Raw genomic sequence first — 15017 nt, forward strand, 5'->3', positions numbered from 1 at the left:
ATAGCCTTTACTATTATGAAATATTCAAATAGCATCCTCTTTCTTATAAGAGGATGCTATTTTTATTCATTATTTTACATTTCCAAAATATAGCTTGTTTGAGAGTTCCACTATTGGAGAAAGATATACATAATAAGAAAAGGATTATATTTTCTTTTTACATCTTGATTGTCAAACTGAGGGTGAATGTTATGATCAAGCGAGTATTTCAATACATTATTTTATTTTTAACGATTACTATGTACGCGTCATCTCACGCAGGAGCAACTACCATTCCCCCTGCTGAACATCATCCAAATACCGAAACTACCTCTTCTACCCAAAAAATCGCGTACTTAACATTTGATGACGGACCAAACAAATATACTACGCAAATTTTAAACATCTTAAAAGAAAAGAACGGAAAAGCAACTTTCTTTGTTATTGGGGGAAAAGTACCACATTATAAAAAGACAATGCAACGATTAATTAAAGATGGACATTATATCGGACTTCACAGTATGTCCCATGATGTAAAACGCCTTTACACTGGTGACCCATCTACTTTAATTACAGAAATGGAACAAGCACAAAGCATCGTTCAGCAAGTTACAAAATTAAATTCACATCTCGTTCGTGTCCCGTATGGTAGCATGCCTTACTTAAAAAAGAATTACCGTGATGCACTTGTATCAGCCCAGTATAAAATGTGGGATTGGACAATCGATACATACGACTGGAAAAGCTATGATAACCCTTCTGCCATACTAGAAAGGGTACGTAATCAGAGCGATGAACAAGTCGAAGTAATTTTAATGCATGATTCGAGTGTAACCGTACAAATACTGCCACAAGTAATTGATTACTTACAGTCACAAGGATACAAGCTTCTTCCCTATAATCCATCTTCTCATCTCGAAGTAAACTTTTGGAAAGACACAAGATTGTAACAGCTTTAGTGCTATGTGCTAAAGCTGTTTTATTTTTCTCTTCCCACCCTTCCCATTTTTGTGTAAAATTTTAAATAGTGATGAAGTTTCGAGGTGAATAGAAATGAAACGAATAGATCTCATTTTTAACGCAATACAAAAAGGCAATTATACAGAAGGTGTAACTGCATCAGAACTCGCTACCCTGTTGCAGCTAGATCGAGCCAATGTAAGTAGCGACTTAAACAAACTCGTAAAAGATAAACGTTTATTAAAAACAAATACGCGTCCTGTTCGTTTTTATATAGAAACGAACACTTCGTTGGAAACGCATTCAAAAGAAGTAACTTCATTAGATACATTTGCAGTTGAAAATACGAGCCTTAAAATCGCAATCGAAAAAGCGAAAGCTTCTATTCTCTATCCTCCAAACGGTATGCATACTTTACTGCTCGGAGAAACAGGCGTCGGAAAATCCATGTTTGCTTCTTTAATGCACGAATATGCAATTGAAGTTGAACAGCTTCCTAAAAATGCACCATTTATCGTCTTTAACTGTGCTGATTATGCAAATAACCCACAGCTACTACTCGGACAATTATTTGGGATTAAAAAAGGAGCCTATACAGGGGCAAGTGATCAAAAAGGGTTAATTGAAAAAGCACATGAAGGGATCCTTTTCTTAGATGAAGTACATCGCCTTCCTCCAGAGGGACAAGAAATGCTTTTCACCTTTATTGACCGCGGAGTATATCGCCGCCTTGGAGAAACAGAAAACGAACGTAAAGCACAAGTATTGATCATTACTGCTACAACAGAAGAGCCAAATTCATTTTTATTAAAAACATTTACAAGACGTATACCAATGACTGTCACGCTGCCACCACTTCGTGAGCGTACACATAAAGAACGTTTTGCTTTACTGCAGCTATTTTTCACAAATGAAGCAATTCGCTTGCGAAAAGAAATTCACGTTAGTCCGAATGCAATGCGTGCTTTCGTCTTTTACAATTGTCCCAATAACATCGGCCAATTAAAAACGGATGTACAAATTGCCTGTGCGAAAGCCTATTCTGACTTCGTGACAAAGAAACGTGATTCTGTCTATGTTTCAAGTACAGACTTACCTTGGTATATGAAAGAAGGACTATTCATTGAAAGAAAGAGCCGTCATCTATACCAAATACCGAATGAAACATTTATATTTACAGGTGATGAAGGTTGGAGTAATCATAAAATAGAAAATGAAAAACAGTCTTCTATTTACGATTATATTGACTATAAATATGAAGAACTTCAAGCTCGTGGTATTGAAGAGGAAGAATTAGAATTACTAATAGAAAATGATATTCAAAGCTTTTTCGTACAATATTTTAACCAAATGTCAAAAAAGACAAGTCATGAAAATGTTTTTAAAATTGTAGATCGTAATATCGTTTCCGTTTGTGAAAAAATTGCTGAACTTGCTGAAAAACATTTATCCAAGACGTTCGATGAAAAAGTATTTCTCGCTTTAAGTTTACATGTACAGACAACTCTACAACGTTTACAGGCTGGAAAACAAATTCATCACCCGCAATTAAATCAAATTCGTACGAAATATAAAGAAGCTTTTTCCGTAGCTATGCAATGCATTCAACTACTGGAAGACGAATTACAAATAACAATGCCTATCGATGAAGCAGGCTTTTTAACAATGTTCTTCGTTGTTGATCCAATTCCTGCCTCACAAACAGAAGTAAAAGTATTAATATTAGCGCACGGCAACGGCATAGCAACAGAAATGGCAAACGTCGCAAACGAACTGCTCGGCATTGACGAAGTAACCGGTATCGATATGCCGTTACATGAATCGCCGAAAGATTTCTTAGAGCGTGTGAAAGTGTATATGAAAACACTCCAAAATGTAAACGGGCTTCTCTTACTCGTTGATATGGGATCTCTCGCTTATATTGGTGATATATTAGAAACTGAGTTCAAAATTCCGGTACGTGTTCTTTCCATGACGAGCACTCCACATGCACTAGAAGCTGCTCGAAAAGCTCAGCTTGGCTACTCGTTAGATGCATTATATGAAACAGTAAAGAACTTAACACCGTTTTACTTAAACGTACAAGAAGAAAAGAAAAAGCCACTATCACCAATGAAATCTGTTATTTTGACAGCTTGTTTAACAGGGGAAGGCAGTGCTTTAGCTATTCAAAAAATGTTGGAGAACTATTTGCGATTTGACAAAGACTTAATTGAAATCATTCCGATTAGTATCGTCCATGAAAAAGATTTAACGAAAATGATTGAGAACATAAAAAAAGAGCGGAATATCATTTGTATCGTCACAAATTTCGATGTGCAGGTGCCATGCTTAACTTATCATTTCCAAGACATTGTAAACTACACAGCGATTCAGCCAATTCAAGAATTAATTACGTATGAAGAAACATATGCAAAAATGGCTGATATTCTTGAACAACAAATGCAGCGTAACGACGGAGCACTACTTATTAAAACAATTCGTTACGCATTAAATACAATTCAAGAATTAATTTCCTTACAGCTAACTCCTGACAGTTTAATGGGTGTTATTCTTCATATGAGCTGTATGGTTGACCGTCTTCAAAAAGGAGAAAGCCTTCTCCCTCATCCAGATAAAGAGAAACGAAGACAAGATGAATACTGGATGTATATGAAAGTAAAAAAAGCATTGCAGCCAATTGAAAATACATTTGAAATACAAATACCTGATGACGAAGTGTTTTATGTTATGGACTTCTTCATTAAAAATCAGCCTGTAAAAAATTAATCGAGGCTGTTTTGTAGTATATCGACCGTAACTCGGATTTTATCGGCGATTTTCAAAATATATCGATTTACCGGCTATAATCACTAAAATTTGTACCTTATAGCAAAAAAGGCTGTTCCAGATGAACAGCCTTTTTTCTACTTCTTTACTTTCCTAATTCTCCCCCTGATTTCGCCTTTCTTATTAGACTTCGTATAAACATTTACATATACATTCGCCTGAATGATTTCTTGCAGTAAGCTATCAAACGCTCGCCCTTGTAAAGGCCCTTCAAAATCCCCCACATTAACTACACCAGTGACGACTCCTTCATTAACACTAATACCTTGCTTTAATGGACCAAATAAACTTAAAACAATTGGACCAATTTGATCTGTTTTCCCTAAATGAATTTGGCATGATGTAACTTTTTCGATGTTTTTCAATATGACCCGATATTGCAACTTCTTTAAATCCTCACTAAATATAAACTCTGCTACGCCATAAGCTTCTGTATTTACAGGAGGTATTTCCCTCTTACCTGTTAACCTCGCAAAGAAATGTGTTGTCATACGGGCATTCTCCTTATATAAATTTCCCAGCACTACTTCTACTACTTTATGGTTTATACATAATCATTTATGACTTTTTCAAACTTTAATTACGAAGAAAAGATTCACACAATCTTTACATTAGAATCGTTCCTTTTGCTTTACTACCTCTTGTATAATGCACATAGAAAAACATTCTAGGAGGTTATTTTGGAAAATAACAAATATACTATTCACAAATTATTAGAGATTTTTCTCGTTTCATTTAAATTAGGACTTACTTCATTTGGTGGCCCCGTCGCCCATCTCGGCTATTTCCACCACGAATATGTACAAAAAAGAAAATGGATGGATGAACGAAGCTATGGAGATTTAGTAGCACTATGTCAATTCCTCCCTGGTCCTGCTAGCAGCCAAGTTGGTATGGGCGTTGGATTATTAAGAGGCGGGGTATTCGGAGCTATTATTTCATGGATCGGATTCACTTTGCCGTCTGTGATTGGTTTAGTTTTCTTCGCCTCATTCCTTAATCAGTTCGATCTTGGAAATGCTGGCTGGAGTCATGGACTAAAACTTGTAGCAGTCGCTATTGTCGCTCATGCCATATGGGGAATGGCGCAAAAATTAACGCCAGACCGAAATCGTGCGACGATTGCAATTGCAACTGCCTCAATCGCCTTATTATGGCCAAGTAGCTGGACACAAGTCACTCTCATTATCATATCTGGCTGTATCGGCTGGCTTTTATATCGCAACCAACCAATTAGCCAATCTCAAAGTATAAAAGTACCTATTTCAAAAAAGATAGCAGTTTCTTGTCTCGTCTTATTCTTTGGACTATTACTACTGCTACCAATATTAAGACCGTTCTCTTATTACATCGCTTTATTTGATAGTTTCTATCGCTCTGGTGCACTTGTATTTGGAGGCGGACACGTCGTCCTCCCCCTTCTTGAAGGTGAGTTCGTACAAAACGGAATGATGACGAAAGAACAATTCCTAGCTGGATACGGATTAACACAAGCAATGCCAGGACCACTATTTACATTCGCCTCTTATATAGGAGCAGTGTTAAACGGAACGCTTGGAGCAATACTCGCAACAATTGCGATCTTTCTTCCTGCTTTCTTACTCGTTATTGGTGTTTTACCATTTTGGAACAGTGTGAGAAAAATATCTTTCATACAAGGCGCACTACTTGGAGTCAATGCGGCTGTTGTTGGTATTTTAATTGCCGCTTTTTATGATCCTATTTGGACAAGCACGATTATGAACGCTGTAGATTTTGTTTTTGCGTCTCTTCTATTTTGCTTGCTCGCTTTTTGGAAAACACCCCCTTGGGTTATCGTCATACTTGGAGCCTTTGGCGGATATGTTCTATCCATTTTATAAATAAAAAACGACGGCATGATGTAGCCGTCGTTTTTTTATTAGAACTTCACAAGCTCTATTCCTTCAGGCAACTCACTCTCTGTTAAAATACGCAATTCTTTCACACGATCCATTACGTAAGAAGAACGTTTCACAAGCTCTGGGTCAATATAAGCTGGATGAACCATAATTTCTACCGTTTGTTCACCTTGTACTCTTTCTTTTAACTTCACAAAATAATCTTCCGTCACACCATCCGCATAAAAATCACTGTAAAACACGTCAGAAAATGGACGCACTGCTCGCTCTTCTTCACAACGACGAATTGGAACATTATATTTATTAGCTAATCTTTCAAGAACATCGTGCAAGATCGGTAATCCATGCACGTGATGATGACTATCTAAATGAGTTGGTTTTAATCCGTAAGATAGGAATTTCTCAATTTGAGCAGCCCACTCTCTCTCGACTTCCTCTGGATTTACCTTCCCTTCCCATACGACGCTTTGTTTATGAAACAGTCCATCGCTACTTACAAGTGATGGAACATCTCCAAGAAGCGGGTTTCCTGCCGTTAATACAAGATGTACGCCTACCCCTAACGTTTTATACTCTTTTGCTAAGCGTACCGCATGCTCTGTTCCCGGCATATTCATCATCATCGTCGTTGAATTTACAAGTCCATTTATATGCCCATCAATAATGCCGTAATTTGTGCCTTCTGTAAGACCGAAATCATCTGCATTTACAATTAATTTAATCATCATAATACCTCCTAATAGAATAAAAAAAGCGGGCTAAATAGCGCCGCTTTTATTTCTCTACCTTTTTGAAGAACTGCGGAAGATATTCTTTATGCGCTTCCAACATTTCATCTAAAATTTGTTTTGCCACTTTATCTGATGGTACAAGTGGATTAATTGTCATAGCAAGCAGCGCTTTATGATAATCCCCTGTAACAGCAGCTTCAATTGTTGTGCGCTCAAATGATTTAATTTGTTGTACTAAACCGCGAACTGGTACTGGAAGATCTCCAACTGCAATTGGTTTTGGACCTTCTTTCGTAATAATACAGTTCACTTCAACAGCCGAATCATGTGGCAAGCTTGCAATTGTTCCGTTGTTTCGTGTATTAACAGGCTGGATATCACCTTTATTATTATAAATAGACGTAATTAAGCTACATGCTGCGTCACTATAATAAGCGCCTCCACGTTTTTCTAATTGTGGTGGTTTAATATCTAAATTCGGGTCTTTATATAACTCGAATAAATCATCTTCTAATTGTTTTACTACTTCTGCACGTGTACCTTTTTCAACCGAAGCTTCTTTCTCTTCTTCTAGCATTTCACGTGTTTTGTAGTAGTAACGATGGTATGGACATGGAATTGCACGAAGGCCGCGAATAAAGTCTGGCTCCCAGTTAAGCGCAGCGATATTTTCCATCGTAATTTGCTTTTCTGGATCTGTTACAAGTTCTAACACACGATCCATTACACTTACGCCATCTAAGTATACGTCTAATCCATATACCATGTGATTTAAACCTGCAAAATCAACGTGAACACGGCTTGCATCTACTTCAAGCAATTTTGCAAGACCCATGCGGATTCCGATTGGAACGTTACATAGACCAACTACTCTTTGAATATTTGTATAACGAAGAACAGCTTCTGTTACCATACCAGCTGGATTTGCAAAGTTAATTAACCATGCATTCGGACAAAGCTCCTCCATATCCTTACAAATATCTAAAATAACAGGAATCGTTCTCAATGCTTTGAATAAACCACCAGGACCATTCGTTTCCTGACCGATTACATTATATTTTAACGGGATTGCTTCATCTTTTGCGCGAGCTTCTAATAAACCTACGCGAAGCTGCGTCGTTACGAAGTCAGCATCTTTTAATGCTTCGCGACGATCAAGCGTTAAATGTACCTCAATTGGTAAACCAGATTTTTTTACCATACGTTTCGCTAAGTTACCAACGATTTCTAACTTTTCTTTTCCTGCCTCAATATCTACTAACCAAATTTCACGAACAGGAAGCTCATCATAACGTTTAATAAATCCTTCAATTAACTCTGGTGTATAACTAGATCCACCGCCGATTGTAGCAATTTTAATTCCAGTCATGCTTTATTCCCCTTTCGCTTCTAACTTTTTATAAAGGTCAATAAACTCTGCTGCTAATTCTTTTACTGTAATCGCATTCATTAAATGATCTTGTGCATGAATTAAAAGAACACTAATCTCTGTTTTTTCTCCTCTTGCTTCTGATTGTATGAGCTCCGTTTGAAAATGATGCGCTTCATTAATCGCTTCTTTCGCCTTTGCCATCGCTTCATCAGCTTCTGCCATTTTCCCCTGTTTGGCAAATTGAAGTGCCTCCATCGCAAAGCTTCGTGCATTACCACTATTTAAAATCAATTGGAATGGAATTTGTTCTGCTGTAGTCATCATAATTACCGCCCTCTCTATTATCGTTCAACCGACTTACATACCCCTTCAGTTTGAACATTTCTATTAAAATATTAATTTATGAATGATAGTTTGGTGTTCTTGTAGATGGGTCTCATCTTTTTGAACATGATATAAAGGTGATTGTCCTCACAGATAGTGTTATCTGTGAGAACAATTACTGTGTTACATAGGTACAGAGTTGTTATTTCCTTGTGCTGCTGCTTTTTCAGTACGAACAACAGAACGATCGCATAATACAACGAATGGATAATAGATTACCATCGCAATTACAAAGTTGAATAACTGTAGAATTGCGCCTGAAAGATGCCCACCTGTTACAAGATAACCACTAATAATTGGTGGTGTTGCCCATGGAATCATCGCAACTGTTTTTGGTACCCAACCAATAGATATAGCTGTATAAGAAGTAATTACCAGTACAATTGGTGTTATGATAAACGGTAAGAATAAAACTGGATTTAAAATAATTGGCGTACCAAAGATTACTGGTTCGTTAATATTAAATGCACCTGGTCCAATTGATAAGCGAGATACACCGCGTAATTGTGCACTTTTTGCTACAAGTAATACAACTACTAAGAACGCTAATGTTGCACCAGAACCACCCAGATATACGAAAGTATCAAAGAATGGTTTTGTAACAATGTTTGGAACATCAAATGCAGATGTACCACCTTGGAATAACTTCATGTTTTTCTCTAATGCCGGTAAGTATAATGGCTCAATAATACCACCAACGATATTCGGACCATGTAAACCGAAGAACCAAAGAAGATGAACAAGGAGTACAATGACAATTGCACTTGGTAATGTCCCTGCTAAACTTTGCAGTGGTGATTGAATCGTATTAAAGATAAATTCATGAACACTTGTACCAGCTAATTTCACTGCTAATTGAATACCTGCAACTACTGTTAAAATAACAAATGCTGGAACTATAGCTGCAAAAGATCTTAAAACTGCTGGTGGTACTCCATCAGGCATTTTAAAAGTAATGTTTCTTTGTACGAAGAAACGGAATACTTCAGTAACAAGGAGTGCTACAATAATTGCTACAAATAACCCTTGTGCACCTGTCCAAACTAAGTTCAATCCGCCTTCTTTCGGTGTTGTTGGCGTAAGAATAATTAACGCACCAAATGAAATAATACCTGCTGACAAACCATCAACGCCGTAAGATTTTGCTAAGTTATAACTTGTTGTAAATGCTATGATTAGTGCTAGAATCGCGAAAGAACCAGTCCACATTCCACCGCCAACTTGTTTCCACGTTTCACCAAACAAACCTTTCATGAAATCTTGGAAAGCTTCAGATGGAAAACCATTAATTAGTGATGCCAGTGCACCAACTAAAATAAGTGGCATAACTGCAATAAATCCGTCACGGATCGCAGCTAAGTGACGTTGCGATCCGATTTTACCAGCGACAGGAACAATATATTTCTCCATAAATGCAATAAACTTTTGCATTTTACTTCCCCCCTAATTATTTTTTAAGTGTTAATGCATGATCTAAAACTGCTTCTCCATTCATCATGCCGTAGTGCATTGGATTGATAACGTCGATTCCAACGTTTCTCTCATCAGCAAGCGTTTTCATTGAAGAAAGCATGTAACGAACTTGTGGTCCTAATAATAATACGTCTGCTTGATCGATATTTGTTTTTACTGCATCCCCAGATACAGCCCAAATCTTTCCTTCTAAACCGCGAGCTTTTGCAGCCGCTTCCATTTTTGTAACTAGTAAACTTGTAGACATCCCTGCTGAACAACATAATAAAATATTCATTTGAAAATCCCCCTTGTGTAGTATAAAAAATTTATGTTTTATTTATTTTTCTTTACGCTATTTATTAATGCAATTAGCGTGCCAACTTTTTAAAACCACTAAAATCAGCACTTTTTCGACTGTTTTCTTTGTGTGTTAACGCTTTCAATTAGTGTGTCACCCCAAAAACACACAGTGTGTTATAAAACAACACGCTTTTAACACATAACTGTATGAAAATAGATTAGTGTTTAGTTGTCTAGTTGTGTTTAAAACAAAAAATACACTAAAAAAATTTTTTAACGAACAATAATTTATTATTTTTACCCACTATTTAATGAAATAAAAAAACCTTGCATACGCAAGGTTCATTCAGTTACCGACATCTTCTTATATAATTCTACAAATTCACTCGCTAATTCCTTCACCGTAATTGCATTCATTAAATGATCTTGCGCGTGCACCATCAGAAGGGTGACTTCGGTCTTTTCACCACCAGCTTCTTTCTGTATGAGATCCGTTTGTACACGGTGCGCCTCTTTTAATTCTTCTAACGCTTCTTGTAATTTCGCTTCTGCTTCTGTAAATTCTCCACGCTTTGCACAATCAATTGCTTCCATTGAACAACTTCTCGCATTTCCCCCATGCAAGATTAAGTGAAAGGCCTTCGTTTCTATCGTATCCATTTTAGTTCTCTACTCCCCCTTTTCTTCCGCTATTTTTTGTTTATCCCATATTTTTAAGAACGGTAAATATATGACGAACGCTAGTGCAAAGTTAACGAGTTGCAAAATCACACCTGAAATTTTGCCACCCGAGCCTAAATATCCACTAAATAGAATTGGTGTCGTCCATGTTACAGCAGCACCACTCGGGCGAGCTACCAATCCCCATTCCATTGCGAAATAAGAAACAATCGTTAATACAACAGGAACTACTATAAATGGAATAAGTAAAAGTGGATTCATGACAATTGGCATACCGAAAGTTACCATTTCATTAATGTTAAAGATACCAGGTGCAATTGACAATCGTCCTAAACTTTTTAATTGCTGACTTCGTGCAAACAATAACATTCCGACAACTAAGGCTAATGTTGCACCAGAACCGCCCATATAAATCCATAAATCAAAAAACTGTGCAGTAATCGTGTTCGGTACATCTTGGCCCGCTTGAAAAGCAATCCGGTTCTGATCCATTAACGATAACCAAATCGGGCTCATTACACCGCCCACAATTGTAGCTCCATGAATTCCACACGCCCAAAGGACATGAACGAGAATAACCGCTATAACTGCTCCCCAAAGACTAGCACCAAGTATACTCAGCGGTTCTTGCAGTAGCTTCCCTACAACATTATGAATGCTTCCGAAAGTTGTGTGTTCAAAAATCAATCTAATGATCCAAACAACTGTCACAACAATAAACCCAGGAATAAGCGCTGCAAATGAACGCGTTACTGCCGGTGGAACTGTCTCAGGCATTTTTATAATCATCTTTTTTTGTACAAGAAATCGGTATATTTCAGTAGATATAATTGCAATAATCATCGCTACAAATAAACCTTGGCTTCCCATTAATGCCGCTGGAATTACTCCATCTACCAGTATACTTTCTTTCGTACCCGGCATGATATATGCAACTTGAAATGGAGTTGCAAGTAAAAATGTCACAAGCGACAATGCCCCGGATGCTAAAGCGTCCACTTTATAATATTCTCCAAGCCTGTAAGCGATTCCAAAAACAGCTATTAAAGCCATTATATTAAAAGTTGCACTAACTGGATACCCTAATGCTACGTTCCAGTTTTTCCCGAACAAACTCGCCATGAATTCACTATACCCAGGGATTGGTAATGTACTAATAATAAGAAAAATTGATCCTATAATTAAGAACGGCATCGTCAATACAAGTCCATCACGAATTGCTAGCAAATGCCTCTGCTCTGCAACCTTTCCTGCTACCGGCATTACATATTTCTCTAAAAACCGTATCATCTATCCCACTCTCCTCATGGTTTCATTGACAAAGCTGCTTGCAAGATAGCTTCTCCATTACAAAGTCCGTAATGGACGGATTGAATGACATCAACAGGTACTCCTTTCTCCTTACATAATTCTTTCATTTTCGGTAATAAATAACGTACTTGCGGTCCAAGTAAAAGTACATCGGCTTTATCAATATGGCTATTTACTTCAGAACCTGATACAGCCCAAATCTTTACCTCTATCCCTTTTGCCTCTGCTGCTTTCTCCATTTTTGTAACAATCAAACTGGAAGACATTCCCGCTGCACAGCAAAGTAAAATATTCATCCCTTTTCCCTCCCCTTTTTCCAAACCTAAGTTACGGCGCATCCCTTACCACAACTAGGTTACAAATATATATGTCTAGATTTCCTGCTGTATGCCGAGCTTAAAAACAAAAATTTCTCGGTTTTCACGCTATTCCATCTATCCGTATTCTCCTAGTAAAGAGGGCTCTAACTCGCTATAATAATTCAGTATGATTTTTTATAATTGATAGGAGGATATATTTATGAAGGCATATCGCTTTCCACTTATTTTATTATCTTCTATCCTAATTGGTGGTTTCATTGGTTATTTCATGGGTGCCGATGCAGTTGCTTTAAAGCCGCTTGGTGACATTTTCTTAAACTTAATGTTTACGATTGTTGTACCTCTAGTGTTCTTTAGCATCGCGTCATCTATTGCTAATATGGATGGATTAAAACGTTTCGGTAAAATTATGTCTAGTATGGCTGGGACTTTCTTATTTACAAGTATTTTAGCTGCTATTTTTATGATTATTGTCGTGAAAGTATTCCCGCCAGCACAAGGTGTTGTATTAGAACTAACACAACCTGACAAAGCTGAAAAAGCAGTTAGTGTTGCAGATCAAATCGTCGGTATTCTAACAGTATCTGACTTCTCGAAGTTACTATCTCGTGAAAATATGTTAGCTCTTATTTTCTTCTCTATCTTAATGGGAGTTGCAACTTCAGCAGTTGGTGAAAAAGGAAAACCATTCGCTACATTCTTACAAGCTGGTGCAGAAATTTCAATGAAAGTCGTATCTTTCATTATGTACTACGCTCCAATCGGACTTGCTGCTTACTTCGCAGCATTAGTTGGTGAATTCGGACCACAGCTTCTTGGAACTTACTTCCGAGCAGCAATGGTATACTATCCAGCGTCTCTTATTTACTTCTTTGTATTCTTTACGTTCTATGCATACCTTGCAGGTCGCAAGCAAGGTGTACAAGTATTTTGGAAGAACATGGTCTCTCCTACTGTTACATCTCTTGCAACTTGTAGTAGTGCCGCAAGTATTCCAGCGAACTTAGAAGCAACGAAGAAAATGGGTATCTCTTCTGACGTTCGTGAAACAGTTGTCCTTCTTGGATCTACACTTCATAAAGACGGCTCTGTTTTAGGCGGCGTATTAAAAATTGCTTTCTTATTCGGTATTTTCAACATGGAATTCGAAGGACCAAAAACATTAGCAATCGCACTTGTTGTTTCTTTATTAGTAGGAACAGTAATGGGCGCTATTCCAGGCGGCGGTATGATTGGTGAAATGTTAATCGTTTCTCTATACGGCTTCCCGCCAGAAGCATTGCCAATTATCGCAGCGATTAGTACAATCATCGATCCTCCTGCAACGATGTTAAACGTAACAGCAGATAATGCTTGTGCCGTAATGACAGCTCGCCTTGTAGAAGGTAAGAATTGGATCAAAAACAAATTTGCTTAATAAATAGAAAGAGGATGCTCGTTTTGAGCATCCTCTTTTTGTCGTTATTTGTTGATAAGTCGATATTCCTTGTCGAAACGTCGATATATTGAAAAAATCGTCGATATAATCTATTCCGCCACAAATTTGTTAAAACCTTCACAAATATTCCACACTCATTATCCTTTCTCCGTACTATAATCATGTATGGAAAAGGAGATGGACATAATGACTCAAAGCGCACCTGAATTTAAAGTTTTGCAAAGCATTGCATTCCTTGCGGTCGTTTTGCAAAGTTCCTTATTATATACAATGAATCAAGGAAATGTCTTACTTGAGCAATCTCTCATTATGGGCATGCTATTTAACCTTGCAAAATTTTCAGCACCTGCATTCATATTTATCGTCGGCTTCCACTTAATTCGTCACTATACAAAGCAATTAGTATACAAAGAATATATTTCTGAAAAAGCCGCACATTTACTCATTCCTTATTTCTTCTGGTCTGTTCTTTACTTATTAACAACAAACGATATGATTACACTACAAAGCGGAATAAAAAGTTTATTACTCGGAACAGCCGCACCTCATCTTTGGTACGTGATTATGATGTTTCAAATTCACCTACTGTTCCCTTTGCTGTGCACACTATTTTATTGGTTTCAAAAACGAACAGAAAATAAAAAAGACATATATAAATATATGACCATCTTTGCTTCTCTATATTTCCTCTTAATGTGGTATTCTTCGCACTACATTTTTAATGGAGAGAAATTGACTAGCTCAACCATTTTACATTATACAGATCGTTCCTTCTTCTTCTATTCGTTCTATTTCGTCATGGGAGGAATCGCTGCTGTCGCACTAAAAGCGTGGCGTACATTTGTCATAAAACATATTCCGCTTATTACAATCTTATTCTTTATCTTATTTTTATTCATCAATTATGAGTTATTTAGTTTTTACGGAGCAAACTCTATTCATTTAACCGTTTCGACTTATTTAAAACCGTCTATGTTTTTATATATCGTATGCGAAATTATCATACTTTACGTGCTATCTATTACAATCGTACAGCGACGTGGTTTCTTATATAAAGCTTTACGATTTATCGGGAATTACACGTATGGTGCTTATTTAGCTCACTTTTTCTTCTTGCAACTATGTACAAAGTTTCTTTCTTTATTCACACTGCAAGAAAACACAATATTATATAGCTTATTATTATTTACAATAACAGCCACAATCTCGATTTCAACAATGGTCATATGCAGTACACTACCATTTCATACATGGATTACAGGACCTTCTCCTACAACAAATATGAAATGGGCTAAGATTGCACTTCGGAAAAATCACGAAAAGGTATTCAAACCATATCTTTGATATAATAGAATTCCATAAAAGAAAAGAAAGTAG

At 37.0% G+C, this 15017-nt stretch carries 14 protein-coding genes; 5 read left to right on the top strand and 9 right to left on the bottom strand.

Annotated elements, in window-relative coordinates:
- The first annotated feature begins 191 nt into the window (after positions 1–191).
- Both ACTFRN_RS14880 and ACTFRN_RS14885 read left to right on the top strand, forming a co-directional pair.
- Positions 192–929: a polysaccharide deacetylase family protein gene (locus ACTFRN_RS14880; protein WP_000597164.1), complete on the top strand. Its 738-nt coding sequence runs from the start codon at positions 192–194 to the stop codon at positions 927–929.
- A gap of 103 nt (positions 930–1032) precedes the next feature.
- Positions 1033–3708 carry a PRD domain-containing protein gene (locus tag ACTFRN_RS14885; protein ID WP_000820980.1) on the top strand — a complete coding sequence of 892 codons (2676 nt, stop codon included), beginning with the start codon at positions 1033–1035 and terminating at the stop codon, positions 3706–3708.
- 137 nt (positions 3709–3845) lie between these two features.
- Here the strand turns inward: ACTFRN_RS14885 and exsM are convergent, their stop codons facing one another.
- Positions 3846–4259 (bottom strand): exosporium regulatory protein ExsM, encoded by a 414-nt coding sequence (gene exsM / locus ACTFRN_RS14890; RefSeq protein WP_000207032.1) that lies wholly within the window; start codon positions 4257–4259, stop codon positions 3846–3848.
- Positions 4260–4448: 189 nt separating this feature from the next.
- Here exsM and ACTFRN_RS14895 point away from each other — a divergent pair, with 189 nt between their 5' ends.
- Positions 4449–5630: a chromate transporter gene (locus ACTFRN_RS14895; RefSeq protein ID WP_074567480.1), complete on the top strand. Its 1182-nt coding sequence runs from the start codon at positions 4449–4451 to the stop codon at positions 5628–5630.
- 38 nt (positions 5631–5668) lie between these two features.
- On the opposite strand, the gene chbG is transcribed toward ACTFRN_RS14895, so the two are convergent.
- The 8 genes from chbG to ACTFRN_RS14935 all read right to left on the bottom strand — a co-directional run bounded on the left by chbG (position 5669) and on the right by ACTFRN_RS14935 (position 12178).
- Positions 5669–6373, bottom strand: a complete 705-nt coding sequence (gene chbG / locus ACTFRN_RS14900; RefSeq protein ID WP_000593484.1) for a chitin disaccharide deacetylase — start codon at positions 6371–6373, stop codon at positions 5669–5671.
- A 49-nt stretch (positions 6374–6422) separates the two neighbouring features.
- Positions 6423–7748 (bottom strand): 6-phospho-beta-glucosidase, encoded by a 1326-nt coding sequence (gene celF, locus ACTFRN_RS14905; RefSeq protein ID WP_000145764.1) that lies wholly within the window; start codon positions 7746–7748, stop codon positions 6423–6425.
- Between the two features lie 3 nt (positions 7749–7751).
- The gene (locus ACTFRN_RS14910) at positions 7752–8075 is read right to left on the bottom strand and encodes a PTS lactose/cellobiose transporter subunit IIA (RefSeq protein WP_000989047.1); all 324 of its coding nucleotides are present in this window, start codon (positions 8073–8075) and stop codon (positions 7752–7754) included.
- Between the two features lie 183 nt (positions 8076–8258).
- Positions 8259–9566, bottom strand: a complete 1308-nt coding sequence (gene celB, locus ACTFRN_RS14915) for a PTS cellobiose transporter subunit IIC (RefSeq protein ID WP_001168828.1) — start codon at positions 9564–9566, stop codon at positions 8259–8261.
- 16 nt (positions 9567–9582) lie between these two features.
- Positions 9583–9885, bottom strand: coding sequence for a PTS sugar transporter subunit IIB (locus ACTFRN_RS14920; RefSeq protein ID WP_001023569.1), 303 nt, complete (start codon positions 9883–9885; stop codon positions 9583–9585).
- A gap of 347 nt (positions 9886–10232) precedes the next feature.
- A complete protein-coding gene (locus ACTFRN_RS14925; protein ID WP_000379635.1) occupies positions 10233–10550 on the bottom strand; it encodes a PTS lactose/cellobiose transporter subunit IIA in 318 nt (105 codons plus the stop codon).
- A 9-nt stretch (positions 10551–10559) separates the two neighbouring features.
- Positions 10560–11861 (bottom strand): PTS cellobiose transporter subunit IIC, encoded by a 1302-nt coding sequence (gene celB, locus ACTFRN_RS14930; RefSeq protein WP_000617776.1) that lies wholly within the window; start codon positions 11859–11861, stop codon positions 10560–10562.
- Between the two features lie 14 nt (positions 11862–11875).
- Positions 11876–12178: a PTS sugar transporter subunit IIB gene (locus ACTFRN_RS14935; RefSeq protein ID WP_001023538.1), complete on the bottom strand. Its 303-nt coding sequence runs from the start codon at positions 12176–12178 to the stop codon at positions 11876–11878.
- A 223-nt stretch (positions 12179–12401) separates the two neighbouring features.
- Here ACTFRN_RS14935 and ACTFRN_RS14940 point away from each other — a divergent pair, with 223 nt between their 5' ends.
- Together ACTFRN_RS14940 and ACTFRN_RS14945 are read left to right on the top strand one after the other, a co-directional pair.
- Complete coding sequence (locus tag ACTFRN_RS14940; RefSeq protein WP_000649373.1) at positions 12402–13619, top strand: dicarboxylate/amino acid:cation symporter; 1218 nt, start codon at positions 12402–12404, stop codon at positions 13617–13619.
- A gap of 207 nt (positions 13620–13826) precedes the next feature.
- Entirely contained in the window at positions 13827–14984 is a 1158-nt protein-coding gene (locus ACTFRN_RS14945) for an acyltransferase (protein ID WP_000194309.1), read from the top strand.
- Positions 14985–15017 lie beyond the last annotated feature (33 nt).

Origin of the sequence: Bacillus cereus group sp. MYBK245-2 (genome assembly GCF_051916145.1) — a bacterium.
GTDB lineage: Bacteria > Bacillota > Bacilli > Bacillales > Bacillaceae_G > Bacillus_A > Bacillus_A pacificus.

What these genes read in the sequence shown, in the direction of transcription:
- ACTFRN_RS14940 (WP_000649373.1), top strand. Translation starts at nt 12,402, where the DNA reads ATGAAGGCATATCGCTTTCCACTTATTTTATTATCTTCTATCCTAATT.
- ACTFRN_RS14910 (WP_000989047.1), bottom strand. Translation starts at nt 8,075, where the DNA reads ATGATGACTACAGCAGAACAAATTCCATTCCAATTGATTTTAAATAGT.
- exsM (WP_000207032.1), bottom strand. Translation starts at nt 4,259, where the DNA reads ATGACAACACATTTCTTTGCGAGGTTAACAGGTAAGAGGGAAATACCT.
- ACTFRN_RS14925 (WP_000379635.1), bottom strand. Translation starts at nt 10,550, where the DNA reads ATGGATACGATAGAAACGAAGGCCTTTCACTTAATCTTGCATGGGGGA.
- chbG (WP_000593484.1), bottom strand. Translation starts at nt 6,373, where the DNA reads ATGATTAAATTAATTGTAAATGCAGATGATTTCGGTCTTACAGAAGGC.
- ACTFRN_RS14920 (WP_001023569.1), bottom strand. Translation starts at nt 9,885, where the DNA reads ATGAATATTTTATTATGTTGTTCAGCAGGGATGTCTACAAGTTTACTA.
- ACTFRN_RS14880 (WP_000597164.1), top strand. Translation starts at nt 192, where the DNA reads ATGATCAAGCGAGTATTTCAATACATTATTTTATTTTTAACGATTACT.
- ACTFRN_RS14945 (WP_000194309.1), top strand. Translation starts at nt 13,827, where the DNA reads ATGACTCAAAGCGCACCTGAATTTAAAGTTTTGCAAAGCATTGCATTC.
- celF (WP_000145764.1), bottom strand. Translation starts at nt 7,748, where the DNA reads ATGACTGGAATTAAAATTGCTACAATCGGCGGTGGATCTAGTTATACA.
- celB (WP_000617776.1), bottom strand. Translation starts at nt 11,861, where the DNA reads ATGATACGGTTTTTAGAGAAATATGTAATGCCGGTAGCAGGAAAGGTT.
- ACTFRN_RS14885 (WP_000820980.1), top strand. Translation starts at nt 1,033, where the DNA reads ATGAAACGAATAGATCTCATTTTTAACGCAATACAAAAAGGCAATTAT.
- celB (WP_001168828.1), bottom strand. Translation starts at nt 9,566, where the DNA reads ATGCAAAAGTTTATTGCATTTATGGAGAAATATATTGTTCCTGTCGCT.
- ACTFRN_RS14935 (WP_001023538.1), bottom strand. Translation starts at nt 12,178, where the DNA reads ATGAATATTTTACTTTGCTGTGCAGCGGGAATGTCTTCCAGTTTGATT.